Origin of the sequence: Escherichia sp. MOD1-EC7003 (assembly GCF_002965065.1) — a bacterium.
Lineage (GTDB): Bacteria > Pseudomonadota > Gammaproteobacteria > Enterobacterales > Enterobacteriaceae > Escherichia.
In genome coordinates this window covers 1-26,480 of sequence record NZ_PTRE01000023.1, presented here as the reverse complement: position 1 = coordinate 26,480, position 26,480 = coordinate 1, and the positions used below count along the sequence as shown (strand labels likewise).

25 protein-coding genes and 3 pseudogenes are annotated in these 26,480 nt (G+C 50.3%); 16 read left to right on the top strand and 12 right to left on the bottom strand.

Annotated elements, in window-relative coordinates; genetic code table 11:
* The 3 genes and pseudogenes from A7090_RS03470 to A7090_RS03460 all read left to right on the top strand — a co-directional run.
* Positions 1–845: pseudogene (locus tag A7090_RS03470) on the top strand (glutamate decarboxylase); the annotation flags it as partial.
* A 153-nt stretch (positions 846–998) separates the two neighbouring features.
* On the top strand, positions 999–2,534 hold the full coding sequence (gene gadC, locus A7090_RS03465; protein ID WP_105273041.1) for an acid resistance gamma-aminobutyrate antiporter GadC: 1,536 nt from the start codon (positions 999–1,001) through the stop codon (positions 2,532–2,534).
* Positions 2,535–2,664: 130 nt separating this feature from the next.
* The gene (locus A7090_RS03460; protein ID WP_105273040.1) at positions 2,665–3,984 is read left to right on the top strand and encodes a family 10 glycosylhydrolase; all 1,320 of its coding nucleotides are present in this window, start codon (positions 2,665–2,667) and stop codon (positions 3,982–3,984) included.
* Between the two features lie 118 nt (positions 3,985–4,102).
* On the opposite strand, the gene osmC is transcribed toward A7090_RS03460, so the two are convergent.
* Positions 4,103–4,534 carry a peroxiredoxin OsmC gene (osmC, locus tag A7090_RS03455; protein WP_105273039.1) on the bottom strand — a complete coding sequence of 144 codons (432 nt, stop codon included), beginning with the start codon at positions 4,532–4,534 and terminating at the stop codon, positions 4,103–4,105.
* 345 nt (positions 4,535–4,879) lie between these two features.
* Here osmC and bdm point away from each other — a divergent pair, with 345 nt between their 5' ends.
* The 6 genes from bdm (at position 4,880) to A7090_RS03420 (ending at position 9,078) form a co-directional block, all read left to right on the top strand.
* A complete protein-coding gene (gene bdm / locus A7090_RS03445; protein WP_105273038.1) occupies positions 4,880–5,095 on the top strand; it encodes a biofilm-dependent modulation protein in 216 nt (71 codons plus the stop codon).
* A gap of 101 nt (positions 5,096–5,196) precedes the next feature.
* On the top strand, positions 5,197–5,334 hold the full coding sequence (gene sra / locus A7090_RS03440) for a stationary-phase-induced ribosome-associated protein (RefSeq protein WP_105273037.1): 138 nt from the start codon (positions 5,197–5,199) through the stop codon (positions 5,332–5,334).
* A 154-nt stretch (positions 5,335–5,488) separates the two neighbouring features.
* Positions 5,489–7,186 (top strand): malate dehydrogenase, encoded by a 1,698-nt coding sequence (maeA, locus tag A7090_RS03435; RefSeq protein ID WP_105273036.1) that lies wholly within the window; start codon positions 5,489–5,491, stop codon positions 7,184–7,186.
* A gap of 133 nt (positions 7,187–7,319) precedes the next feature.
* Positions 7,320–8,330, top strand: coding sequence for an alcohol dehydrogenase AdhP (gene adhP / locus A7090_RS03430; RefSeq protein ID WP_032345297.1), 1,011 nt, complete (start codon positions 7,320–7,322; stop codon positions 8,328–8,330).
* Positions 8,331–8,515: 185 nt separating this feature from the next.
* Positions 8,516–8,794, top strand: a complete 279-nt coding sequence (locus A7090_RS03425; RefSeq protein WP_105273035.1) for a type II toxin-antitoxin system RelE/ParE family toxin — start codon at positions 8,516–8,518, stop codon at positions 8,792–8,794.
* Positions 8,794–9,078: a HigA family addiction module antitoxin gene (locus A7090_RS03420; RefSeq protein ID WP_000781369.1), complete on the top strand. Its 285-nt coding sequence runs from the start codon at positions 8,794–8,796 to the stop codon at positions 9,076–9,078. Before A7090_RS03425 ends, A7090_RS03420 begins: the two co-directional genes overlap by 1 nt.
* Positions 9,079–9,082: 4 nt before the next feature.
* On the opposite strand, the gene A7090_RS03415 is transcribed toward A7090_RS03420, so the two are convergent.
* The 4 genes from A7090_RS03415 to fdnG all read right to left on the bottom strand — a co-directional run bounded on the left by A7090_RS03415 (position 9,083) and on the right by fdnG (position 14,221).
* Positions 9,083–9,559: an NUDIX hydrolase gene (locus A7090_RS03415; protein WP_105273034.1), complete on the bottom strand. Its 477-nt coding sequence runs from the start codon at positions 9,557–9,559 to the stop codon at positions 9,083–9,085.
* A gap of 71 nt (positions 9,560–9,630) precedes the next feature.
* Positions 9,631–10,284, bottom strand: coding sequence for a formate dehydrogenase-N subunit gamma (gene fdnI / locus A7090_RS03410; protein ID WP_105273033.1), 654 nt, complete (start codon positions 10,282–10,284; stop codon positions 9,631–9,633).
* Complete coding sequence (fdnH, locus tag A7090_RS03405) at positions 10,277–11,161, bottom strand: formate dehydrogenase N subunit beta (protein WP_105273032.1); 885 nt, start codon at positions 11,159–11,161, stop codon at positions 10,277–10,279. Before fdnH ends, fdnI begins: the two co-directional genes overlap by 8 nt.
* 12 nt (positions 11,162–11,173) lie before the next feature.
* Positions 11,174–14,221, bottom strand: coding sequence for a formate dehydrogenase-N subunit alpha (fdnG, locus tag A7090_RS03400; RefSeq protein WP_157941438.1), 3,048 nt, complete (start codon positions 14,219–14,221; stop codon positions 11,174–11,176).
* 231 nt (positions 14,222–14,452) lie between these two features.
* Here fdnG and yddG point away from each other — a divergent pair, with 231 nt between their 5' ends.
* Positions 14,453–15,334 carry an aromatic amino acid efflux DMT transporter YddG gene (gene yddG / locus A7090_RS03390; RefSeq protein WP_105273029.1) on the top strand — a complete coding sequence of 294 codons (882 nt, stop codon included), beginning with the start codon at positions 14,453–14,455 and terminating at the stop codon, positions 15,332–15,334.
* Positions 15,335–15,479: 145 nt separating this feature from the next.
* Here yddG and nhoA read toward each other — a convergent pair whose 3' ends face one another.
* Positions 15,480–16,325: an N-hydroxyarylamine O-acetyltransferase gene (nhoA, locus tag A7090_RS03385; RefSeq protein ID WP_105273028.1), complete on the bottom strand. Its 846-nt coding sequence runs from the start codon at positions 16,323–16,325 to the stop codon at positions 15,480–15,482.
* Positions 16,326–16,610: 285 nt separating this feature from the next.
* Between nhoA and ansP the strand changes: the two genes are divergently transcribed.
* Positions 16,611–18,110, top strand: a complete 1,500-nt coding sequence (gene ansP, locus A7090_RS03380) for an L-asparagine permease (protein ID WP_105273027.1) — start codon at positions 16,611–16,613, stop codon at positions 18,108–18,110.
* A gap of 122 nt (positions 18,111–18,232) precedes the next feature.
* Here ansP and yncE read toward each other — a convergent pair whose 3' ends face one another.
* Complete coding sequence (yncE, locus tag A7090_RS03375) at positions 18,233–19,294, bottom strand: 7-bladed beta-propeller protein YncE (protein ID WP_105273026.1); 1,062 nt, start codon at positions 19,292–19,294, stop codon at positions 18,233–18,235.
* 241 nt (positions 19,295–19,535) lie between these two features.
* Here yncE and pqqU point away from each other — a divergent pair, with 241 nt between their 5' ends.
* Complete coding sequence (pqqU, locus tag A7090_RS03365; RefSeq protein ID WP_105273024.1) at positions 19,536–21,638, top strand: TonB-dependent receptor PqqU; 2,103 nt, start codon at positions 19,536–19,538, stop codon at positions 21,636–21,638.
* Between the two features lie 84 nt (positions 21,639–21,722).
* On the opposite strand, the pseudogene A7090_RS03360 reads toward pqqU, so the two are convergent.
* A pseudogene (locus A7090_RS03360) lies at positions 21,723–21,862 on the bottom strand (NADP-dependent oxidoreductase); the annotation flags it as partial.
* Between the two features lie 135 nt (positions 21,863–21,997).
* On the opposite strand from A7090_RS03360, the gene A7090_RS03355 reads away from it, so the two are divergent.
* Together A7090_RS03355 and A7090_RS03350 are read left to right on the top strand one after the other, a co-directional pair.
* The gene (locus A7090_RS03355) at positions 21,998–22,513 is read left to right on the top strand and encodes a GNAT family N-acetyltransferase (protein WP_105273042.1); all 516 of its coding nucleotides are present in this window, start codon (positions 21,998–22,000) and stop codon (positions 22,511–22,513) included.
* On the top strand, positions 22,513–22,962 hold the full coding sequence (locus tag A7090_RS03350; RefSeq protein WP_001076539.1) for a DMT family transporter: 450 nt from the start codon (positions 22,513–22,515) through the stop codon (positions 22,960–22,962). Before A7090_RS03355 ends, A7090_RS03350 begins: the two co-directional genes overlap by 1 nt.
* On the opposite strand, the gene ydcY is transcribed toward A7090_RS03350, so the two are convergent.
* The gene (ydcY, locus tag A7090_RS03345) at positions 22,963–23,196 is read right to left on the bottom strand and encodes a DUF2526 family protein YdcY (protein WP_105273023.1); all 234 of its coding nucleotides are present in this window, start codon (positions 23,194–23,196) and stop codon (positions 22,963–22,965) included.
* Between the two features lie 84 nt (positions 23,197–23,280).
* Entirely contained in the window at positions 23,281–23,454 is a 174-nt protein-coding gene (locus A7090_RS03340) for a GhoT/OrtT family toxin (RefSeq protein WP_123056921.1), read from the bottom strand.
* Between the two features lie 193 nt (positions 23,455–23,647).
* On the opposite strand from A7090_RS03340, the gene yncL reads away from it, so the two are divergent.
* Both yncL and A7090_RS03330 read left to right on the top strand, forming a co-directional pair.
* Positions 23,648–23,743: a stress response membrane protein YncL gene (gene yncL / locus A7090_RS03335; RefSeq protein WP_071825194.1), complete on the top strand. Its 96-nt coding sequence runs from the start codon at positions 23,648–23,650 to the stop codon at positions 23,741–23,743.
* Between the two features lie 263 nt (positions 23,744–24,006).
* Positions 24,007–24,165 (top strand): annotated as a pseudogene (locus A7090_RS03330) (DUF2554 family protein); the annotation flags it as partial.
* Positions 24,166–24,256: 91 nt separating this feature from the next.
* Here the strand turns inward: A7090_RS03330 and rlhA are convergent.
* Positions 24,257–26,218, bottom strand: a complete 1,962-nt coding sequence (gene rlhA, locus A7090_RS03325; RefSeq protein WP_105273021.1) for a 23S rRNA 5-hydroxycytidine C2501 synthase — start codon at positions 26,216–26,218, stop codon at positions 24,257–24,259.
* 86 nt (positions 26,219–26,304) lie between these two features.
* A partial coding sequence (locus tag A7090_RS03320) for a transposase (RefSeq protein ID WP_198599560.1) occupies positions 26,305–26,480 on the bottom strand: 176 nt, incomplete at its 5' end.

Genomic DNA, 26,480 nt, shown 5'->3' with positions numbered 1-26,480 from the left:
ATTTGATTATGGACCCGAAACGCATGATTGAAGCCTGCGATTAAAACCCCATCGGCGTGGGGCCGACTTGCGGCGTGACCTACACCGGTAACTATGAGTTCCCGCAGCCGCTGCACGATGCGCTGGATAAATTCCAGGCCGACACCGGTAGCGACATCGATATGCACATCGACGCCGCCAGCGGTGGTTTCCTGGCACCGTTCGTCGCCCCGGATATCGTCTGGGACTTCCGCCTGCCACGGGTGAAATCGATCAGTGCTTCAGGCCACAAATTCGGTCTGGCTCCGCTGGGCTGCGGCTGGGTTATCTGGCGTGACGAAGAAGCGCTGCCGCAGGAACTGGTATTCAACGTTGACTACCTCGGCGGTCAGATTGGTACTTTCGCCATCAACTTCTCCCGTCCGGCGGGCCAGGTGATTGCACAGTACTATGAATTCCTGCGCCTCGGGCGTGAAGGCTATACCAAAGTACAGAACGCTTCTTACCAGGTCGCTGCCTATCTGGCAGATGAAATCGCCAAACTGGGGCCGTATGAGTTCATCTGTACCGGTCGCCCGGACGAAGGGATCCCGGCGGTTTGCTTCAAGCTGAAAGACGGGGAGGATCCGGGATACACCCTGTATGACCTCTCTGAACGTCTGCGTCTGCGCGGCTGGCAGGTTCCGGCCTTCACTCTCGGCGGTGAAGCCACTGACATCGTGGTGATGCGCATTATGTGTCGTCGCGGCTTCGAAATGGACTTTGCTGAACTGTTGCTGGAAGACTACAAAGCCTCCCTGAAATATCTCAGCGCTCACCCGAAACTGCAGGGTATTGCCCAGCAGAACAGCTTTAAACACACCTGATAACGTTTAACGGTAACGGAGTCCCGATACAAACCCGTTTCGGGACAATTCCAAAGTCTGTTCACTGGCATTAGCAACGGAAAATATTGTTCTGAATACGCTTAGAACAAAACAGGTGCGGTTCCGACAGGAATACCGTTTTAGGGGGATAATATGGCTACATCAGTACAGACAGGTAAAGCTAAACAGCTCACATTACTCGGATTCTTTGCCATAACGGCGTCGATGGTAATGGCTGTTTATGAATACCCTACCTTCGCAACATCGGGCTTTTCATTAGTCTTCTTCCTGCTATTAGGCGGGATTTTATGGTTTATTCCCGTGGGACTTTGTGCTGCGGAAATGGCCACCGTCGACGGCTGGGAAGAAGGTGGTGTCTTCGCCTGGGTATCAAATACACTGGGGCCGAGATGGGGGTTTGCAGCGATCTCATTTGGCTATCTGCAAATCGCCATTGGTTTTATTCCGATGCTCTATTTCGTGTTAGGGGCACTCTCCTACATCCTGAAATGGCCAGCACTGAATGAAGATCCCATGACCAAAACTATTGCAGCACTCATCATTCTTTGGGCGCTGGCATTAACGCAATTTGGTGGCACGAAATATACAGCGCGAATTGCTAAAGTTGGCTTCTTCGCCGGTATCCTGTTACCAGCATTTATTTTGATCGCATTAGCGGCTATTTATCTGCACTCCGGTGCCCCCGTTGCTATCGAAATGGATTCGAAGACCTTCTTCCCTGACTTCTCTAAAGTGGGCACCCTGGTTGTATTTGTTGCCTTCATTTTGAGTTATATGGGCGTAGAAGCTTCCGCAACTCACGTCAATGAAATGAGCAACCCCGGGCGCGACTATCCACTGGCTATGTTACTGCTGATGGTGGCGGCAATCTGCTTAAGCTCTGTTGGCGGTTTGTCTATTGCGATGGTCATTCCGGGGAGTGAAATCAACCTCTCCGCAGGGGTAATGCAAACCTTTACCGTTCTGATGTCGCATGTGGCACCAGAAATTGAGTGGACGGTTCGCGTGATCTCCGCACTGCTGTTGCTGGGTGTTCTGGCAGAAATCGCCTCCTGGATTGTTGGTCCTTCTCGAGGGATGTATGTCACTGCGCAGAAAAACCTGCTGCCAGCGGCATTCGCTAAAATGAACAAAAATGGCGTACCGGTAACGCTGGTCATTTCGCAGCTGGTGATTACTTCTATCGCGTTGATCATCCTCACCAACACCGGTGGCGGCAACAATATGTCCTTCCTGATAGCACTGGCGCTAACAGTGGTGATTTATCTGTGTGCTTATTTCATGCTGTTTATTGGCTACATTGTGTTAGTCCTTAAACATCCTGACTTAAAACGCACATTTAATATCCCTGGTGGTAAAGGGGTGAAACTGGTCGTGGCTATAGTCGGTCTGCTGACTTCAATTATGGCGTTTATTGTTTCCTTCCTGCCGCCGGATAACATCCAGGGTGACTCTACCGATATGTATGTCGAATTACTGGTCGTTAGTTTCCTGGTGGTACTTGCCCTGCCCTTTATTCTCTATGCTGTTCACGATCGTAAAGGCAAAGCGAATACCGGCGTCTCTCTGGAACCAATCAACAGCCAGAACGCACCGAAAGGCCACTTCTTCCTGCACCCGCGTGCACGTTCACCGCACTATATAGTGATGAATGACAAGAAACACTAACCATGCCTGAATGGTAATAAGACACGGGAGCGATAATTCATCGCTCCCTTTTTCGTGCCTGTTGTCGTATTGACTTAACCGGGATAAGTACGAGAATGAGCGCTCATCTGTTTACCGGAAACCAGCATATATGGATATCTGCTCCCGAAACGAGAAATTAGCGATTAGAAGACCAGCGGTACTGGTTGCACTGGCACTTTTACTGTGTAGTTGTAAAAGCACGCCCCCAGAGTCAATGGTGACACCACCAGCAGGTTCAAAGCCACCAGCCACGACGCAACAATCATCACAACCGATGCGAGGCATCTGGCTGGCCACGGTGTCTCGCCTCGACTGGCCCCCCGTTTCCTCGGTTAACATTAGTAACCCCACCAGCCGGGCCCGTGTACAACAACAGGCGATGATCGACAAACTGGACCATCTGCAGCGTCTCGGCATAAATACGGTCTTCTTCCAGGTCAAGCCAGATGCTACCGCCCTGTGGCCATCGAAAATTTTGCCGTGGTCCGATCTTATGACCGGTAAGATTGGTGAAAATCCGGGGTACGATCCGCTGCAATTTATGCTCGACGAAGCCCACAAGCGTGGGATGAAAGTACACGCCTGGTTTAACCCCTATCGCGTATCGGTTAATACGAAGCCCGGTACTATCAGGGAACTTAATAGCACTCTGTCTCAGCAACCGGCGAGCGTCTATGTGCAACACCGCGACTGGATCAGAACATCCGGCGATCGCTTTGTCCTCGACCCGGGCATCCCTGAGGTTCAGGACTGGATCACATCAATAGTCGCGGAAGTGGTTTCCCGCTATCCGGTAGATGGCGTGCAGTTTGACGACTATTTCTATACTGAGTCACCGGGTTCACGGCTAAATGATAACGAAACGTACCGCAAATACGCAGGCGCATTTGCTTCAAAAGCAGACTGGCGGCGCAACAATACCCAGCAGTTAATTGCGAAGGTATCGCACACCATTAGAAGCATTAAGCCGGGAGTCGAATTTGGCGTTAGCCCGGCAGGCGTGTGGCGTAACCGATCGCACGATCCGCTCGGTTCCGATACCCGGGGCGCCGCTGCCTATGACGAATCCTACGCTGACACTCGTCGATGGGTGGAACAAGGATTGCTGGATTACATTGCTCCCCAAATTTACTGGCCGTTTTCGCGGAGTGCCGCGCGTTATGACGTGTTGGCAAAATGGTGGGCAGATGTCGTTAAACCGACTAAGACCCGCCTGTATATCGGTATCGCCTTCTATAAAGTGGGTGAACCTTCAAAGACAGAGCCTGACTGGATAATTAACGGCGGCGTACCGGAACTAAAAAAGCAGCTCGATCTTAACGATGCTGTGCCAGAAATTAGCGGCACAATTTTGTTCCGTGAGGACTATCTGAATAAACCACAGACTCAACAAGCAGTTAGCTATCTGCAAAGTCGTTGGGGCAGTTAAACCCCATTCTTACTTTGTGACATGGCCGGTGCTTTACACATCGGCTTATGACCTTCTTTGCTGTGATTGTGCTGACGCATCAGGCCTTCACGAGCCTGACGCGTCATCCGGCAACGCTTTACGATTTCAACTGGTAATCCAGCGTAATTTCCGCTTTCAGTACCTGAGAAACCGGGCATCCTGCTTTTGCTTTCTGGATAATGCCGTCAAAGGTGGAGGCATCGATACCCGGCACCGCAACGTCGCTCTTCAGTGCAATTTTCGTAATCGCAAACCCGGCATTCACTTTATCCAGCGACACATCAGCAGTGGTATCAATCGATGTTGGCGTGAATCCTGCTTCTCCCAACATTAATGAAAGCGCCATTGAGAAACATGCTGCATGCGCTGCGCCAATCAACTCTTCAGGGTTAGTTCCTTTTTCGCCTTCAAAACGCGTGTTAAATCCATACGGCTGTCGATTCAGCACGCCGCTCTCGGTGGATACTGTTCCCTTTCCGCGTTTGATATCGCCTTCCCAGTGTGCCTGACCTTTCTTATGGATTGTCATTGTTGCTCTCCTGTGGGCTTAAAAAGGAAATTATAGACTACGTGAGCAACAGCACGAGAATAGGCAGGATATTCCGGATAAAACCCGGCAGAAATTATTATTTCTGAACTTAAATTAAATTCCCACAATAGATAACCGGGAATATATAACTCAAGAGATATTGCATCAATATCAATCAACTCACGCCAATGGCAACTTCTATCAATATCATGGAGTTAAAATATAAAAATCATCAACCAGGACTAATCTTAACAACGAAGCGGCAAATATTTGCCATGCTGAATGTGCTTTATAAATCTGCGATCCGTAGCAGACACCATAAATACACAGACACGGAGAATCACTATGTTTACTTATTATCAGGCAGAAAATTCAACAGCAGAACCCGCTCTGGTTAATGCCATTGAGCAAGGCCTTCGGGCAGAGCACGGTGTTGTCACTGAAGATGACATTCTCATGGAGCTGACCAAATGGGTGGAAGCTGCTGATAACGACATCCTCAGTGATATCTACCAGCAAACGATCAATTATGTGGTCAGTGGCCAGCACCCTACGCTTTAAGGTGCTATGCTTGATCGGCAACCTAATTTAAGGGATCAGCACGTGTTTCTTCGCTATGGCGATGTTGTCCTTAAAACGAGCAACAGGATTGAGGAGTTAAAATGAAATCGAACCGTCAGGCACGTCATATTCTTGGACTGGACCATAAAATTTCTAACCAGCGCAAAATAGTTACCGAAGGTGACAAATCCAGCCTGGTAAATAGCCCAACCGGCAGAAAACGCCCCGCTGAAAAGTAATTCTTAACCATCAGTCCTCAATGACGATTAAACACCGTTGCCTGCGCAATGGTGTTTTTGTTTTTATCTGCTTTATACTTGGGGTCGACGCCCTAGCGGTAAAGCAAAGATGATAAAAGCCCCAGGGATAGATATTCAAAAAAGAGTGAGTGACATGGAACCAAAGACAAAAAAACAGCGTTCGCTTTATATTCCTTACGCTGGCCCTGTATTGCTGGAATTTCCGTTGTTGAATAAAGGCAGCGCCTTCAGCATGGAAGAACGCCGTAACTTCAACCTGCTGGGGTTACTGCCGGAAGTGGTCGAAACCATCGAAGAACAAGCGGAACGTGCGTGGATCCAGTATCAGGGATTCAAAACTGAAATCGACAAGCACATCTACCTGCGCAACATTCAGGACACTAACGAAACTCTCTTCTACCGTCTGGTAAACAATCATCTTGATGAGATGATGCCCGTTATTTACACCCCAACCGTCGGTGCTGCCTGTGAGCGTTTTTCTGAGATCTACCGTCGTTCACGCGGCGTGTTTATCTCTTACCAGAACCGCCACAATATGGACGATATTCTGCAAAACGTACCGAACCATAATATTAAAGTGATTGTGGTGACTGACGGCGAACGTATTCTGGGGCTTGGTGACCAGGGCATCGGTGGAATGGGGATTCCGATCGGTAAACTGTCGCTCTATACTGCTTGTGGCGGCATAAGCCCGGCGTATACCCTTCCGGTGGTGTTGGATGTTGGCACCAATAACCAGCAACTGCTTAACGACCCGCTGTATATGGGCTGGCGTAATCCGCGTATCACTGACGACGAATACTATGCATTCGTTGACGAATTTATCCAGGCTGTGAAACAACGCTGGCCGGATGTGCTGTTGCAGTTTGAGGATTTTGCCCAAAAAAATGCGATGCCGTTGCTTAACCGCTATCGCAATGAAATTTGTTCTTTTAACGATGATATTCAGGGCACCGCGGCGGTAACGGTCGGGACGCTGATCGCAGCCAGTCGCGCAGCAGGCGGTCAGTTAAGCGAGAAGAAAATCGTCTTCCTGGGCGCAGGTTCAGCGGGATGCGGCATTGCCGAAATGATCATCGCCCAGACCCAGCGCGAAGGGTTAAGCGAGGAAGCGGCGCGGCAGAAAGTCTTTATGGTCGATCGCTTTGGCCTGCTGACCGACAAGATGCCAAACCTGCTGCCTTTCCAGACCAAACTGGTGCAGAAGCGCGAAAACCTCAGTGACTGGGATACCGACAGCGATGTGCTGTCACTGCTGGATGTGGTGCGCAATGTAAAACCAGATATTCTGATTGGCGTCTCAGGGCAGACCGGGCTGTTTACGGAAGAGATCATCCGTGAGATGCACAAACACTGTCCGCGTCCGATCGTGATGCCGCTGTCTAACCCGACTTCACGCGTGGAAGCCACACCGCAGGACATTATTGCCTGGACCGAAGGTAACGCGCTGGTCGCCACTGGCAGTCCGTTTAATCCAGTGGTATGGAAAGATAAAATCTACCCTATCGCCCAGTGTAACAATGCCTTTATCTTCCCGGGTATCGGACTGGGTGTTATTGCTTCCGGCGCGTCACGTATCACCGATGAGATGTTAATGTCGGCAAGTGAAACCCTGGCGCAGTATTCGCCGCTGGTGCTAAACGGCGAAGGTCTGGTACTGCCGGAACTGAAAGATATCCAGAAAGTCTCAAGAGCGATTGCGTTTGCGGTTGGCAAAATGGCGCAGCAGCAAGGCGTGGCGGTGAAAACGTCTGCCGAAGCTCTGCAGCAGGCCATTGATGATAATTTCTGGCAAGCCGAATACCGCGACTACCGCCGTACTTCCATCTAAGTCTGCGCCCGGTAGTGAAGGCTACCGGGCAATTTCCCTCTCTCTTTTTCAGATCTCATCCATACTGGGTAGTGGCGAATAAATCTCATTTGCCTCACCTGCTATGCAGAACATCATCCGAAAAGGAGGAATTATGAAGGCTGCAGTTGTTACGAAGGATCATCATGTTGACGTTACGGATAAAACGCTGCGCTCACTGAAACATGGCGAAGCTCTGCTGAAAATGGAGTGTTGTGGCGTATGTCATACCGATCTTCATGTTAAGAATGGCGATTTTGGTGATAAAACCGGTGTGATTCTGGGCCATGAAGGCATCGGTGTGGTGGCAGAAGTTGGCCCCGGTGTCACCTCATTAAAACCAGGCGATCGCGCCAGCGTGGCGTGGTTTTATGAAGGATGCGGGCATTGTGAATACTGTAACAGCGGTAACGAAACCCTTTGCCGTTCAGTTAAAAATGCCGGATACAGCGTTGATGGCGGGATGGCTGAAGAGTGCATCGTGGTCGCCGATTACGCGGTTAAAGTACCGGATGGCCTGGACTCCGCGGCGGCCAGCAGCATTACCTGTGCGGGGGGCACCACCTATAAAGCGGTGAAACTGTCAAAAATTCGTCCCGGTCAGTGGATTGCTATCTACGGTCTTGGCGGTCTGGGTAATCTCGCCCTGCAATACGCGAAGAATGTCTTTAACGCCAAAGTGATCGCCATTGATGTCAATGATGAGCAGTTAAAACTGGCAACCGAAATGGGCGCTGATTTAGCGATTAACTCACGCACTGAAGACGCCGCCAAAATTGTGCAGGAGAAAACCGGTGGCGCTCACGCAGCGGTGGTGACAGCGGTAGCTAAAGCTGCGTTTAACTCAGCGGTCGATGCCGTTCGTGCAGGCGGTCGTGTTGTGGCAGTCGGTCTGCCGCCAGAGTCTATGAGCCTGGATATCCCACGCCTTGTGCTTGATGGTATTGAAGTGGTCGGTTCGCTGGTCGGCACGCGCCAGGATCTAACCGAAGCCTTCCAGTTTGCCGCTGAAGGTAAAGTGGTGCCGAAAGTTGCCCTGCGTCCGTTAGCGGACATCAACACCATCTTTACCGAGATGGAAGAAGGCAAAATCCGTGGCCGTATGGTGATTGATTTCCGCCGCTAAGAGGCCTTTGCTGCGACTGCCATGTTCGGGTCGCAGCCTGTTTTGCGAGACGCTTTCCGCAATTTCATTCTTCTTCTTTTCCTCCCCCATCTTTCCCCTCACAATTTGCGAAAACGTAGCGAAATTTGTTGCGCCACACGGAACAATAGTGATAGTGTTCCTTTCGAGGGAACAAGGATGAAGAGATGATAATGAATTTCAGACACAAGGGATTGCGTGACTTGTTTCTTCTCGGCAAAACCTCCGGCGTTATACCGACGCAAGTCAAACGATTACGCCACCGACTCGCTGTGATTGATGCAGCAAGCTGTATTGCTGATATCGATATGCCCGGTTACCGACTACACCCGTTAAGCGGCGATCGCGATGGAATTTGGGCGATATCTGTCTCGGGCAACTGGCGAATCACATTTGAATTCGTCAATGGCGATGCATACATACTGGATTACGAGGACTATCACTGATGAAAATGGCCAATCATCCCCGCCCGGGGGACATTATTCAGGAATCACTGGACGAACTTAATGTCAGCCTGCGCGAGTTTGCCAGAGCAATGGAAATTGCGCCCTCAACGGCAAGCCGATTGCTGACCGGAAAAGCAGCTTTGACGCCAGAAATGGCGATTAAACTTTCCGTGGTGATCGGCAGTTCGCCGCAAATGTGGCTGAATCTGCAAAACGCCTGGAGTCTGGCAGAGGCAGAAAAAACGGTGGATGTGTCGCGACTACGCCGTCTGGTTGCGCAGTAGGTGTTTACTCATTTCCGACCGCTGGATTTCTCTGCGACACCTGTTTCAAAAGGAAATCGACAAGCAACTCCAGCGGAAATACCGTCTCCTCTGTCTGGCGCAGTTCCTCCAGTGACCACCAGCGGTGATCGCCTATAACGAGCTTTTCATGATGGCTCCAGCCAGAAAATTCAGTTTCTTTTTGCACCACGCGGATCATAAAGAAGCGCTCATCGGCGATAACGCTTTCTCCGCTCGGTAACATCATGGTGAATCTTTGGCTGGCTATTTGTGGTCCGGCTGACTGGCGGGAAATGCCTGTTTCTTCCTGCAACTCCCTTAACGCAGCCTCTTCGAAAGACTCGTTATGTTCCAACCCACCACCAGGCGTTGCCCAGTATTGTCTTCCGGTAAGCGCATCATCAGTATGCTGAAAACGAAATAACAGCACCCGATTATCGGCGCTGAGAACAAATAATCTTGCTGCAGGGCGTATACGCATTACAACCTCCATGTCAGATGAAAAAATGGCGCTTCTTAAAGCGCCATTTTCAGCTTAAAGTTCAAAAGAGATTATATCCCTTCTTCACTCTCTTTTTTCGCTTCTGCCTTCTCAATTTCACGATACCAGCGTGGATGGTGTTTCTTCGCCCAGCGACGACTCACCTTCCCTTCGATCATCCCTTTAATCGACCCTTTCACCCAGAATGCCATATACATATGGATCAGGATGGCGTGGATCAGGATGATACCTGCAGCCGCGTGGATCAGCAGACTGTAACGGACAACCTGTATCGGGAAATACTGCGCAAAGTACGGACGCCAGATAATCACCCCGGTCACCAGCAGCACGAAAATCATGCTCATGATCGACCAGAACATCATCTTCTGTCCGGCGTTGTACTTACCGACATCTGCCACTTTATGCTCATTGCCTTTTAATACTTCGACAATGTTCAACAACCACGGAATATCTTTCTTATCCGGGATGTTGTGATGCACAAAACGGACAAACATAAACATCAGCGCGACAAATATCGCAATGCCAAAGAACGGGTGCAAAATGCGTCCCATCTGCGGCGTACCGAAGGTTTGCGTCAGCCATTGCAACGTCGGGAAGAAGAACGAAATCCCGGACAGCGCCACCAGGAAGAAGCAAATCACCACGGTCCAGTGACAGGCGCGATCAATAAACCTGGTGCGCACAATCATTTTCGACTTACTCATGATGCTCCTCCTCGTCATCGTCCACTTCCTTATTCGGGCCAATACCGATGTAGTGGAAAATCAACCCGGCAAAAGTGGCGATAAAGCCAGCCGCTGCCAGCGGTTTCAACGCGCCTTTCCACAGGTTCACCGAAGTGTCGATCTTCGGATCTTTTGGCAAACCGTGATACAGCTCCGGCTGATCGGCGTGATGCAGCACGTACATGACGTGCGTACCACCGACCCCTTCCGGGTTATAGACGCCAGCATGTTCGTAACCACGCGCTTTCAGTTTCGCCACGCGCTGTTCTGCCAGCTCCAGCATCTCCTTCTTGGTGCCGAAGTGAATAGCGCCGGTCGGACAGGTTTTCACACAAGCCGGTTCCTGGCCGACACTGACGCGATCGACGCAGAGCGTGCATTTATATACCCGGTTATCCTCTTTATTGAGGCGCGGAATATTAAACGGACACCCGGCAATGCAGTAACCACAGCCGATGCAGTTTTCCGACTGGAAATCGACAATCCCGTTAGCGTACTGAATAATTGCACCGGCAGACGGGCACGCCTTCAGGCAGCCAGGATCTTCACAGTGCATACAGCCGTCTTTACGGATCAGCCACTCCAGCTTGCCGTTCTGTTCGGTTTCGCTAAAGCGCATCACCGTCCAGGACCTGGCGCTCAGATCGGCGGGGTTATCGTAAACCCCGACGCAGTGCCCCACTTCATCACGGATGTCGTTCCACTCCGAACACGCCACCTGACAGGCCTTACAGCCGATACAAGTGGAAACGTCGATAAGTTTCGCGACTTCTGCTTTGTAATCACGCACCTGAGAAGGCGGCGTGACGGGGTTAGTTGCGGACCTTTTGATAATGTCCTGCGTTTCCATAGCCATCTTTTCGCCCCCTTACGCCTTCTCGATGTTTACTAAGAATGCTTTATATTCCGGCGTTTGCGAGTTTGCATCACCGACATTCGGCGTCAGGGTGTTAGCGATATAACCTTTACGCGCGACCCCCTCAAAGCCCCAGTGGATCGGAATACCCACCGTTTCAACCTGCTGACCGTTTACATTCAGCGGTTTCAGACGGCGTGTTACCACAGCCACCGCGCGGATAAAGCCACGCTTACTGGAGACAGTGACACGATCGCCATTGGCAATACCTTTCGCCGCCGCCAGCGTTTCACTGATTTCCACAAACTGTTCCGGCTGAGCAATTGCGTTAAGCAATGCGTGCTTGGTCCAGGTGTGGAAGTGCTCGGTCAGACGATAAGTCGTACCCACATACGGGAACTGCTCTTTTTTACCCATCCGCAGCGCGTCTTGTTCATACAGACGAACGACCGGGTTAGAAACCACGTTTGGATGCAGCGGATTAGTGCCCAGCGGCGTTTCAATCGGCTCGTAGTGTTCCGGGAACGGGCCTTCTGCCATTTTGTTAATGGCAAACAGGCGTCCCATCCCTTCCGGCTGCATGATAAACGGCCCGGTTGGCGTACCCGGTGCGGCATTGCCGAAGTCCGGAATATCGTTCCCCGTCCACTTGCTGCCGTTCCACTGGATCAGCATTCGTTTCGGATCCCACGGTTTACCGTTGATATCCGCGGAAGCACGGTTGTAGAGTACGCGACGGTTGAGCGGCCACGCCCAGGCCCATCCCAGCGTATTCCCCAGACCGGACGGGTCGGAGTTATCGCGGTTGGCCATCTGGTTGCCCTGCTCTGTCCAGCTACCGGTATAGATCCAGCAAGAAGATGCGGTTGTACCGTCATCACGCAGATGTGCAAAGCTACTCAGCAACTGACCTTTCTTCGCAATCAATACGCCATTGGCATCATAGAGATCTTCCAGCGCATAGCCGTTGTTATCTTTTGCCACTTCGTCAGACTGCGGTTCGTGCGGCTGCTTGTAGTTCCAGCTCATCTTCATCAGCGGTTCTACGCCTTTACCACCTTCGGCCTGGTACAGCTCGCGCAGATGATGGTAGATACCCGCCAGAATTTCGCCATCATTACGCGCTTCGCCCGGCGCGTCCTGACCTTTCCAGTGCCACTGCAACCAGCGACCGGAGTTAGCGATAGAACCCTCTTCTTCAGCAAAACAGGTCGAAGGCAGACGGAATACCTCAGTCTGAATAGACGCCGGATCGACATCGTTCGACTCGCCGTGGTTCTGCCAGAAAGTAGAGGTTTCAGTCACCAGCGGATCGATAACCACCATGTACTTCAGCTTGCTCAGGCAGCTCACTACTTTGTTTTTGTCCGGGAAGGACGCAACCGGGTTAAAGCCCTGGCAGAAATAACCGGTGACTTTGCCTTCGTCCATCATATTGAAATACTTGATGACGTCGTAGGTCTGGTCCCACTTCGGCAGCCAGTCGTAGCCCCAGTTATTCTCTTTCTGCGCGGCATCACCGTAGAAAGACTTCATCAGGCTAACAAAGAACTTCGGATAGTTGCTCCAGTAGTTCACCTGATCAGCCAGCGTCGCTTTCGGCGTGTTTGCTTCCAGATACGACTGCAAATCAACCTGTTTTTCTGACGGTAGCGTCAGATAACCAGGCAGGCTGGTAGAGAGCAGCCCTAAGTCGGTCAGACCCTGAATGTTGGAGTGACCACGCAATGCGTTCACGCCGCCACCGGCCATACCCATGTTACCGAGCAGCAACTGGATCATCGCCATAGTACGGATGTTCTGTGCACCAACAGTGTGCTGCGTCCAGCCCAATGCATACAGGAAGGTGGTTGTGCGATCCGGTGCGCTGGTGGAGGCCAGCACTTCACACACTTTCAGGAAGTCGGCTTTTGGCGTACCGCAGATGTTTTCTACTACGTCCGGCGTGTAGCGGGAAACGTGCTCTTTCAGCAGGTTCCACACACAGCGCGGATGAGTCAACGTGTCATCGCGTTTCGCATAGCCGTTTTCATCGAACTGATAGTTCCAGGACGACTTATCGTACTGGCGTTTTTCAGCGTCATAACCGCTGAACAGGCCGTCTTCGAAAGCAAAGTCATCACGCACCAGCAGGCTGGCGTTGGTGTAATGCTTAACGTATTCGGCATTGATTTTGTTTTTTTCGATCAGGTAGCGCAAAACGCCAGACAGGAACGTAATGTCCGTACCGGAACGAATAGGGGCGTAAATATCCGCCACAGAAGCGGTACGCGTAAAACGGGGATCGACAACGATCAAGGTTGCATCGTTGTTGTTTTTCGCTTCCATCGCCCAGCGGAAACCGACAGGATGCGCTTCAGCAGCGTTACCGCCCATCACCATTACGACGTTAGCGTTTTTGATATCCACCCAGTGGTTGGTCATCGCACCGCGACCAAATGTTGGAGCAAGACTTGCTACCGTTGGTCCGTGTCAGACGCGCGCCTGGTTGTCTACTGCCAGCATCCCGAGGGAGCGGGCAAATTTCTGTGTCAGCATCCCGGTTTCGTTGCTGGCACCGGAAGCACACAGCATACCGGTAGAAAGCCAACGGTTTACCGTTACGCCCTGTTCGTTCTTTTCAATAAAGTTAGCGTCACGGTCAGCTTTCATCAGCTTCGCAATACGGGAGAATGCTTCTTCCCAGCTAATGCTCTGCCATTTGTCAGAACCTGGCGCACGATATTCCGGGTAGCGCAGACGGTTTTCGCTGTTGACGTAATCCAGCAAACCTGCCCCTTTCGGGCACAGCGCACCACGGCTTACCGGATGGTCCGGGTCACCTTCAATGTGATAAATCGCTTCTCTGGCGTTTTTCGCGCCATCACCCAGGCTATACATCAATAGCCCGCAACCTACGGAACAGTATGTGCAGGTGTTACGGATCTCTTTCGCGCGTAATAATTTGTAGTTTCGCGCCTGAGCCAGTGCTTGCTTCGGGGCAAAGCCCAATGCCGCTACTGTTGTTCCAGCCATACCGCCCGCGCAGATTTTAAAAAATTGTCTGCGACTGACGTCCATTGCTTTCCTCTTTTTTCAGGGGTATTACTGCGCGAGGAAACTAACAGTAAAATTCTGAATCTTTTTGCGCGAAATCAAAAAGAATACGTGTTTGCCACAAAATAATCCGCTTGCGTAAATTGACCTACCTCAATAGCGGTAAAAAAACGCCCCACTGCCTGCCAGGCCAGTTAAAAAAATGCTATAAAATTCAGCTTAATTTTTAACGGCAAGAGAGATAAAACAGCGAGCATGACACGACAAAAAGCAACGCTCATAGGGTTAATAGCGATCGTCCTGTGGAGCACGATGGTAGGATTGATTCGCGGTGTCAGTGAGGGGCTCGGCCCGGTCGGCGGCGCAGCGGCTATTTATTCATTAAGCGGACTGCTGTTAATCTTCACGGTTGGATTTCCGCGTATTCGGCAGATCCCGAAAGGCTATTTGCTCGCCGGGAGTCTGTTATTCGTCAGCTATGAAATCTGTCTGGCGCTTTCATTAGGGTATGCGGCAACCCGTCATCAGGCAATTGAAGTTGGTATGGTGAACTATCTATGGCCCAGCCTGACAATTCTCTTTGCCATCCTGTTTAATGGTCAGAAAACCAACTGGCTGATTGTACCGGGATTATTATTAGCCCTGATCGGTGTCTGTTGGGTGTTAGGCGGCGACAATGGGTTACACTACGATGAAATCATCAATAATATTACCACCAGCCCATTGAGTTATTTCCTGGCGTTTATTGGCGCTTTTATCTGGGCCGCTTATTGCACGGTCACCAATAAATATGCCCGTGGATTTAACGGTATTACCGTTTTTGTCCTGCTGACAGGTGTAAGTTTGTGGGTTTACTATTTTTTAACGCCGCAACCGGAGATGGTGTTTAGCACACCCGTCATTATTAAACTTATCTCAGCGGCATTTACCTTAGGATTTGCTTATGCTGCGTGGAACGTCGGCATTTTACATGGCAACGTCACCATTATGGCGGTAGGTTCGTATTTTACGCCCGTACTTTCGTCCGCACTTGCTGCGGTACTGCTCAGTGCGCCGCTGTCGTTCTCATTCTGGCAAGGTGCGCTGATGGTCTGCGGCGGCTCCCTGCTCTGCTGGCTGGCGACACGTCAAAGATAAGCATTGAACTCTGAAACCGTTGTCATATACGACAGTAAATCAAATTATCTGATGCGCTTCGCTTATCAGGCCTACAACCGCAACTCAATTGTTTGCCAGAGTGCCGGATAAAGCATTTACGCCGCATCCGGCAACCTGACATAAATTATTTCCCCGCTTCCGAATGAGTATCAAACGCCGCCATCACCAATGCTAACTCATCCACGGTAAAGCCATATTTCGCATCATCCACGCCCAGACCAAACTGCTCCTGCATAACAGCATACAACGACACCACATCCGGTAGATTTCGCTGCTCCACTGCATGTCCATTTTCATAATGGGTAAAATGAAAATTAGTCAGCGTCAGCTTGCCACCGTCCGGCAAATGGCGGCACATCAGCAAATGATGGCGAAAATGTGATTGCGACCAGTGCGCCGACCAGAAATTGCCCATCACATAATCGCTTTGTTGTTGTTCGCAGAGATCAAAACGGTACATCGACTGCCAGTGCTGATGATGATTAAACTGCAAAATCCAGTCATCCCCTTCCTGTAACAGCCGATATTCGCCATGTGGCGTTGTTTGCGCGATACCCGCCACTAAACGAATCGGCGCAGTCAATGTCTGCCCACCGAAACCGACATCAGCAATCCAGCGTTCACCTTCCAGTTCAACCAACAGCAAGCGATGGGTACGTGGCGGTAACACTGGAGGATTTGATAACACTACACGCCCTAACAAGCTGCGAACGTTAAACCCCAGTTCGCGTAGCACCCGCACAAACACGCCATTCTGCTCAAAACAGTAACCGCCACGACGGGCTTTCACCAGTTTCTCTTCCAGCGATTGATCATCAAGCTGTATTTCCCTCGGCAGCAAAACGTCGAGGTTTTCAAATGGAATGGTGCAATTGTGTTTCAGGTGTAATGCACGAAGCGTATCAATATTGACCGCAGCTGCTCCCGACCAGTTAATACGGGCAAAATAGTGATTCAGAATGGGCGTCATCAGGCGTTTCCCTTAGTGGTTTTCTCAAGTTATAACCTGGTATAGACGCCGCACCGGCTATTTTGTGCGATCGCGAACAGGATTTGTCATTTTTTCGTCAATTGTATTAATCCCCTCCAGGATTGTAAGGGGATGTTTTGCATCGTTTATCGATAACGGGTAGGATGCTGCGCCGATAGTTTTATACCCATAAAGAATAATGGTGATAACTGTCATCGCCAGGATGAATAAACATTGTTCATGGCAACTTATCTGACTTTTTCATTAAATCAATCAGGGAGAGCAATGAGTAAACACAACACCGACACTCCAGATCAACACGCCGCGAAACGTCGCTGGCTTAATGCCCACGAAGAGGGGTATCACAAAGCGATGGGCAATCGCCAGGTGCAGATGATCGCCATCGGCGGCGCGATTGGTACAGGTCTGTTTTTAGGTGCGGGGGCCAGACTGCAAATGGCGGGACCGGCGCTGGCACTGGTCTATTTAATCTGCGGCCTGTTTTCGTTTTTTATTCTGCGCGCGTTGGGTGAGCTGGTATTGCATCGACCTTCCAGCGGCAGCTTTGTCTCCTATGCCCGTGAATTTTTGGGTGAGAAAGCCGCTTATGTTGCCGGTTGGATGTACTTCATCAACTGGGCAATGACCGGGATTGTCGATATCACCGCCGTCGCCCTGTATATGCATTACTGGGGGGCGTTTGGCGGCGTACCGCAGTGGGTCTTTGCGCTTGCCGCGCTGACTATCGTTGGCACCATGAACATGATCGGCGTGAAATGGTTCGCCGAGATGGAGTTCTGGTTTGCACTCATTAAAGTACTCGCCATTGTTACTTTCCTGGTTGTGGGTACAGTATTCCTCGGTAGCGGTCAACCGCTGGATGGCAACGCGACTGGCTTTCACTTAATTACCGATAATGGCGGATTTTTCCCGCACGGTCTGCTGCCTGCTTTGGTGTTGATTCAGGGCGTAGTGTTTGCTTTTGCCTCCATTGAGATGGTGGGTACTGCCGCTGGGGAATGTAAGGATCCACAGACCATGGTGCCTAAAGCGATTAACAGCGTGATTTGGCGTATTGGCCTGTTTTATGTCGGCTCCGTGGTGCTGCTGGTTATGTTATTGCCGTGGAGCGCATATCAGGCGGGGCAAAGTCCGTTTGTGACGTTCTTTTCCAAACTGGGTGTGCCTTACATCGGCAGCATTATGAACATTGTGGTACTGACCGCGGCCCTCTCCAGCCTGAACTCAGGTCTGTACTGTACCGGACGTATTCTGCGCTCGATGGCGATGGGCGGTTCTGCACCTGGTTTTATGGCGAAAATGAGTCGTCAGCATGTCCCATATGCCGGGATTCTGGCAACGCTGGTTGTATATGTCGTCGGCGTTTTCCTCAATTATCTGGTGCCGTCACGTGTATTTGAAATTGTCCTGAACTTCGCATCGCTAGGAATTATCGCCTCGTGGGCGTTTATCATCGTATGTCAGATGCGCCTGCGTAAAGCGATTAAAGAAGGCAAAGCCGCGGATGTCAGCTTTAAACTGCCCGGCGCCCCCTTCACGTCCTGGCTGACATTACTGTTTTTACTGAGTGTACTGGTGCTGATGGCGTTCGATTACCCGAACGGGACTTACACCATCGCGGCGCTGCCGATTATCGGTATTCTGCTGGTTATAGGCTGGTTTGGTGTGCGCAAACGCGTTACCGAAATTCACAGCACTGCGCCAGTCATCGAGGAAGATGAAGAAAAACAGGAAATAATGTTTAAGCCTGAAACGGCGAGTTAATTGCGAAATGGCCCGGCACGCAGCCGGGCACATTCAGATTGCTGACGAGGTGCTCTTTGTTCGTGCCGAATATGGCGCAATCGCCTTATCTGGCCGACGAAAGACAAACTCCCCCATGCCTGTTACAGCGCAATACGAATCACATCGTCCGGCTGAGTAGCTTCCTGCTGTTTAGTGGATTTTTGTTTCACACTGACATACAGCGTTTTGCCATCGGCAGACAGCGCCAGGCTGTTCGGATGAGTCGGCGTATCGAACGTTTTCACCACTTTATAGCTTTTTGCGTCAATCACACTGACTTTACCTGCCTGACGATGCGTCACGTAAGCTTCATTACGCGCGGGGTTAAACAGCACAGCCAGTGATTCCGGTGCCGCAACCTTCGCCAGAATATTGCCATTACGGGTATCGACCACTAATACTTCTGCCGCTTTAGAATCGGTGATAAATGCACGCTGATTGGCGGTATCAAGGCTGATGTTGATAAAGAAGTGCTCTTTGCCATCATCCAACAGCTTTTTACGGCTGAGGATTTTATTGTTGTCGGTATCGATGGTAATCAATTCGCCGTCAGCGTTAGTGGTGTAGAGACGTTTGCCTTTACTATCCAGCGCCAGTCCGGTACTCATTTTACCGGTGTTCTGGATAGCGGTTTTCAGTTTGATATTCTCGCCATCAACGACCCAAATTACACTTTCTTTACCAATACCACTGATATAAACGGTGTTCGTGGTATCGTCAGCAACCAGCTCACGCGGTTGCAGCGGACGCACCTCTTCCGTGCGCTTACGATCATCCAGCACCAGACGGCCTTTCACTTCGCCCGTTTTGGCATCTATCGCCGTGACCGCGCTGTTTACGGTATTACCAAACCACAACGTCTGAGTCGTGTTATTGATGGTGGCGCCAAACGGCTTGAGATCGTTATGGATCGCCTGAGTCACTTCCAGAGTGACCGGATCGAGACGATAAACCACGCCGCCTTTATCCAGTTTGCGGCTTTGCGAAGTGGCGAGCCACAGCGCGTTTTCCTGCTGGCTATAAGCCATTTCGTAGGCACCTTTACCTACCGCTTTACGCAGCATTTCTTCTGCGGCCTGCGTACTGAATGATGAAGCAACGAGCAATGAACCTAACACTAATGAACCACGCAGGCGCGATGAAAACAGATGACGTAAATGCATGACGACTCCCTTTGATGAACCGATATTTTTGCTGCTTCACAATGCTTCGCTGAGCATAATCATCGTTACGCTCTTGTTATAAATGGGAATGGTAATCATTATTTACTCAAATGTGGAGCATTTCTTGCCGTTACGACTACAACCACCTCAATTAATTAACGTATTGTGCCGTTTTGTTTTCTATATATTTACAATTTAATTACCATAACAACGTTTTTCCATTCTTAACCTAGCTTTTTTCATGAAGATTTTTTCCGTCCGACAGACCGTTTTGCCCGCCCTGATTGTCGTCTCCCCCGCCGTTTTTGCCGCTGATGAACAGACCATGATTGTCAGTGCCGCGCCACAGGAGGTTTCAGAACTGGATACCCCGGCGGCCATAAGCGTGGTGGATGGCGAGGACATGCGCCTGGCAACGCCGCGCATCAACTTGTCTGAATCACTGACCCGCGTGCCTGGTTTACAGCTACAAAACCGGCAGAACTATGCGCAAGATTTACAGCTGTCGATTCGCGGATTTGGTTCCCGCTCCACTTACGGAATTCGCGGTATTCGTCTGTATGTGGACAATATTCCCGCTACCATGCCCGACGGGCAAGGGCAAACATCCAACATCGATTTAAGCAGCGTGCAAAATGTGGAAGTGCTGCGCGGCCCCTTCTCTGCCCTGTATGGCAACGCGTCTGGCGGTGTAATGAATGTCACCACCCAGACCGGACAACAGCCACCAACCATTGAGGCCAGTAGTTACTACGGCAGTTTTGGCAGCTGGCGCTATGGGCTGAAAGCAACGGGCGCAACGGGCGACGGCACACTGCCTGGCGATGTCGATTACACCGTCTCAACCACGCGCTTTACGACCCACGGCTATCGTGACCATAGTGGTGCACAGAAAAATTTAGCCAATGCCAAACTGGGCGTACGCATTGATGACGCCAGCAAATTAAGCCTGATTTTCAACAGCGTGGATATCAAAGCAGATGATCCTGGTGGATTAACCGAAGCAGAATGGAAGGCGAATCCGCAACAAGCGCCACGCGCTGAACAGTACGACACGCGAAAAACCATCAAGCAAACTCAGGCTGGGTTGCGCTATGAACGTAGCCTGAACGCGCAAGATGATATGAGTGTGATGATGTATGCCGGAGAGAGAGAAACGACCCAGTACCAGTCAATCCCCATGGCACCACAACTTAATCCGTCGCATGCGGGCGGCGTGATTACTCTGCAACGCCATTACCAGGGTATAGACAGTCGCTGGACACACCGTGGTGAACTGGGCGTCCCGGTCACGTTCACTACCGGCCTGAACTACGAAAACATGAGTGAAAATCGCAAAGGTTACAATAACTTCCACCTGAATCGCGGCGTGCCAGAATACGGGCAAAAAGGTGAGTTGCGCCGTGATGAACGCAATCTGATGTGGAACGTCGATCCCTATTTGCAGACACAGTGGCAACTGAGCGAAAAACTGTTGTTGGATGCTGGCGTGCGCTACAGCTCCGTGTGGTTTGATTCCAACGATCATTACGTTACTCCGGGTAACGGCGATGACAGCGGTGATACCCGTTATCACAAATGGCTACCTGCCGGATCGTTAAAATATGCAATGACCGATGCCTGGAATATCTATCTGGCAGTCGGGCGTGGTTTTGAAACGCCGACGATTAATGAGCTGTCTTATCGTGCTGACGGTCAAAGCGGTATGAACTTTGGTTTAAAACCATCCACCAACGATACAATTGAACTCGGCAGTAAAACGCGTATTGGTGATGGTCTGCTTAGTCTCGCATTGTTCCAGACCGACACCGATGATGAAATTGTTGTCGATAGCAGTAGCGGTGGGCGCACCACGTATAAAAATGCCGGAAAGACCCGTCGTCAAGGCGCTGAACTGGCATGGGATCAGCGTTTCGCGGGAGATTTCCGCGTAAAAGCGTCCTGGACCTGGCTTGATGCAACCTATCGTAGCAATGTCTGTAATGAACAGGATTGTAACGGTAACCGGATGCCAGGGATCGCCCGTAATATGGGGTTTGCGTCTTTAGGTTACGTACCGGAAGAAGGCTGGTATGCAGGCACGGAAGCGCATTATATGGGCGATATTATGGCAGATGATGAAAATACAGCAAAAGCACCGTCTTATACTCTCGTCGGCTTGCTCACCGGGTATAAATACAATTACCAAAATTTAACTATGGATTTATTTGGCCGTGTCGATAATTTATTCGATAAAGAATACGTCGGTTCCGTCATTGTCAATGAGTCAAACGGGCGATATTACGAGCCTGCCCCTGGGCGAAATTATGGTGTCGGCGTGAATATCGCATGGCGATTTGAATAACTACATTTATGCCCGGTTTTTGCCGGGCATTTTTTATTTAGCGGCTGTATTGCTGGCACAACATAGCAACGTTTTTTTGCATGAATAGATATCAATGCCTTTTGGGCACGCTTTCGCCAGTTGTTCGGCGAAATCATCCGCGTGATAGTCAAGGCAAACGTCAAATCCCAGTACCTCAGTGGCATGCGACATTTTTCCGCGCCACCGACTACTCCCACCACCGATATCCAGCAGCCTCATATAAGCGGTAAAGCCAGTCACCTCTGCAACACGCAATAATTTCATCGAGGAATCCGTTGCTTCGCGCTGTTTTCGATAGTATTGATAACGTCATGATCATTATTTTATCGAGGCCAGACATGTCCATCCGTTTTGCCCGCAAAGCCGACTGTGCTGCCATTGCGGAAATTTATAACCACGCTGTGTTGTATACGGCGGCTATCTGGAATGACCAAACGGTGGATGCATGTAACCGCATTGCCTGGTTCGAAGCACGGACTTTAGCCGGTTATCCGGTGCTGGTGAGTGAAGAAGATGGCGTAGTTACGGGATATGCCTCATTTGGCGACTGGCGTAGTTTCGATGGTTTTCGCCATACCGTGGAACATTCGGTTTATGTCCATCCCGATCATCAGGGCAAAGGTCTTGGGCGTAAATTGTTAAGCCGATTGATTGATGAAGCGCGAGATTGCGGGAAGCATGTTATGGTCGCCGGGATCGAATCGCAAAATCAGGCGTCTTTGCATCTGCACCAGTCGCTGGGGTTCGTCATCACGGCGCAAATGCCCCAGGTTGGCACTAAATTTGGGCGCTGGCTGGATCTCACCTTTATGCAGTTGCAGCTCGACGAACGCAGTGACCCGGACGCAATCTGATGAATCAGTCGCTTACCCTTGCCTTTTTGATTGCCGCCGGGATTGGTCTGGTAGTCCAGAACACGCTGATGGTGCGCATCACTCAGACCTCCTCTACCATTCTCATCGCCATGTTGCTGAACTCTTTGGTAGGAATTGTGTTGTTCGTTTCTATTCTATGGTTTAAACAAGGCATGGCGGGCTTTGGAGAACTGGTGTCCAGCGTGCGCTGGTGGACTCTTATTCCTGGCTTGCTGGGATCGTTTTTTGTCTTCGCCAGTATTAGCGGATATCAGAATGTGGGGGCAGCTACGACTATTGCGGTACTGGTCGCCAGTCAGTTGATTGGGGGACTAGTGCTGGATATCTTCCGCAGCCATGGCGTACCACTACGGGCGTTGTTCGGCCCAATTTGTGGTGCAATTTTACTTGTGGTTGGCGCCTGGCTTGTGGCCAGACGCTCATTTTAATCAGAGGATGGTGCCGCCTTTGGTCAACTGTTCGTGGCGCGCTTCCATATCTTCTTTATGCTTGCGACCGTGATGAGCAATTGCGGTGCGCAGACGCTGCTGCTGGGTATAGCGATCTTCCCGACTTAACTCCGCGTCATCGCTCAGGGCGATTAATAACTCATTCATATGGGCAATGACGCTCTCTTCAATCGCAGCATCCACGCGTGCGATGACTTCATCCAGATGCGGCATACTTTCTCCTTAGCCACTTGTGAAATTTATCGATTCATCCAAATGATATAAGTCTACGTGGTGCCGTCAAGCCAGCGACAGGATTTAAAACAACGAAAACAACAGCACCACCGGGAAACTTATCGGCCATGTTACCCCCACCAGAAAGGCACTTAAGAAACGGATGCGTTTCTTATCGTGAGAAAGGAACCAGGTAATAAGAAATGCGATTACTGCCATAACTGCATAAAAAACGAGCATGCATTGATAGAGAGACATGTTCGGGCATCCTGCCTGATGAATAAAATGCACGCAAACATGCGCCATTTTTTGATATGCGTCAAGCCTTTTAACCAGTTTGTGAAAAAATAATCAAACAACAACTTGCCCTTATCCATCTTCAGAATGAGTATTATTGAGGATTTTCTTAATTCGTACTATACACTAGGGGCAATGATAAAAGGTGGCAAAAATGAATGTTTCCAGTAAAACTGTAGTACTGATAAATGTCTTTGCTGCTGTTGGGTTGTTTACTCTTATCTCTATGAGATTTGGCTGGTTTATTTGATGTAGTGATTTTGCACGCAGCACATACTGTCAGAGAAATCAACTCTCTGACAGTATGTAAGATCTTCTCATACTCTCCGGGTTTACAACATTATACTTAATGTTTAATTCTTATTGCTGACATCCACATTGTGATAAGTAGAAAACAGCCTCCTCCTGTCGCCTATACAAACAGTTTGCTGATTCAAAGGGAATCTTGTTTTCACATTTTCTATTATGAATATTTAGCACTCATTCGCCCCTGAGAAAATTTAATCATGCTGTGAAGGACATGAATTTGTGTGGGTAAAGAATGCGGATCATCAGCTGCGTCATGAAGCGGACAGCGATGAATTGCGTGCTGTGGCAGAAGAGTCAGCGGAAGGTTTGCGCGAGCATTTTTACTGGCAAAAATCGCGCAAACCAGAAACGGGACAGCGTTGATTCGTTTGTTGCCGAATGCGGAGTGACGCCTTACCCGGCGGGCAATATCATGCAGATTCAATGAGTTGTGAATACCCAGAAAACTGCCGTTTTACCCTTTTCGCTTCGGCAATGTTTTCAGCAGCTCATCCGGACTTACGGATGCCACTACGCTTCCCGGTAACGGCATTTTCAATATGTGATTTTTGATTTTGCCAATGACATGCATCTCGCATGGGCGGCAATCAAACTTTAGCGTTAACACTTCATCGCCATTAACCAGTTGCATTGGCGTCGCCTTCCAGCTTTTGATATTGCCTTTCGCCTGTTTCGGGCACAGATTGAAGGCAAAGCGCAGACAATGCTTGGTGATCATCACCGGGACTTCGCCCTTCTCTTCATGTGCCTCATACGCCGCGTCAATCAACTGCACACCATAGCGATGATAAAATTCACGCGCTTTCTGGTTGTAAACGTTCGCGAGGAAACTCAGATGCGTTTGCGGATAAACCGGCGCAGGATCAGCAACCGGTTTACGGCTGCCGCGCTGGTAACTGGCAAGACGCGCAGCATCCAGCATGTCGGCAGCTTCACGACGAAACTGGTTTAACAAACTGTTTGGTACAAACAGCGCCCCCGGCAAATTAATTTGCATATCGCGGGCGTAATAGATGGTTTGCCCCAGTTTTGCCAGACCATCCTTCAGATTGTTCATTGCTTTTCCGGCGTTATTGGCTTCGTCGAACTGCCCGTCCAGCGTATGCGTGATGCTGACACCCTCTTCACTGGTGAGGGTCAAAATCAGTTGTTCCTGCCAGCCGCCCAGCTCAATGTCTACCGCCACCCGACGTTCGCTGGAGGTTTTTGTCAGTGCCTGCTGCCAGTTATGATCAAGATTACGGTTTAGTGGGTGATGCGGGCGAATTTTGTGCAAATCTGCTGGCATTTCGTTTGGCCAGACGCGGTAGTGATTTTCTCCGGTTTTCTCTACCGTATTGGCACGAAAGCCGACTACTTCACGTTTAATCATCACGTTCAGGCCATCGCCATTTGCCAGTGGCTCGGTGACGGCAACATCGAGATGATCTTTCGCCACTTTCAATACTTCACCCACTGGCAGGCCGATAAATTTCGGCGAATCGAACGCGCCAATATCGCCTTTACGGGCATTCACAAAATAATCTGTACTACCACGGTGGAAAGTCTTTTCCGTCGATGGAACAAAGAAATGTTCAGTACGACCTGATGAAGCACGCGCAAGATCGCCTCGTTCTTCAATAATGGCATCCAGCATCTGGCGATAATGCGCGGTGATATTCTTCACGTAGCTCATATCTTTATAACGCCCCTCAATCTTGAAGGAGCGCACACCTGCATCAATCAGAGCGCCGAGGTTGGCAGTCTGATCGTTATCTTTCATCGACAGCAGATGTTTTTCATAAGAAACCACCCGCCCCTGATCGTCTTTCAATGTGTATGGCAAACGGCACGCCTGCGAGCAATCGCCACGGTTAGCGCTACGCCCTGTTTGCGCATGAGAAATGTAGCACTGACCCGAATATGCCACGCACAGTGCACCATGAATAAAGAACTCGATAGTCGCGTCAGTGGCCTGGTGAATCGCGCGGATCTGCTCCAGATTTAGCTCTCGCGCCAGCACAATCTGCGTGAAGCCAACATCAGAGAGGAACTTCGCTTTTTCTACTGTACGAATATCACACTGCGTACTGGCGTGCAGTTCAATCGGTGGAATATCAAGTTCCAGAATCCCCATATCCTGAACAATCAGCGCATCGACACCGGTCTGGTAGAGATCGGTAATCAGCCGTTGTGCGGGTTCCAGCTCATCATCATGCAAAATGGTGTTAAGCGTAACGAAGATTTTTGCGCCATAACGATGAGCAAATGGCACTAACTCGGCGATATCTTTCAGGCTATTACTGGCATTATGACGGGCACCAAAACCCGGGCCGCCGATATAGACAGCATCGGCACCGTGCAAAATAGCTTCGCGGGCAATGGCGGCATCGCGTGCCGGGCTTAAAAGTTCAAGTCGATGAGAAGATACGGTCACATTCTTATCCAGTAGCTGAAAAATGGCGGCTATTTTAGCAAATGCCCCGTAAACCCTCGCCCAATCGGGCGGAGATATAAGGGGAGCTAATCAGGGGTTTTCTGCGATTCCACATACGCTTTCAGTGTTTCGATTGTTGCGCCGCCAGCGCTACAGGCGAAATAGGAGCGTGACCAGAGCACCCCGCTATCACTCACCTTGCGTAAATTCGTATTCAGGATGCGCACACGGCGGCTACTGATCGACTTCAAATTATTTACCA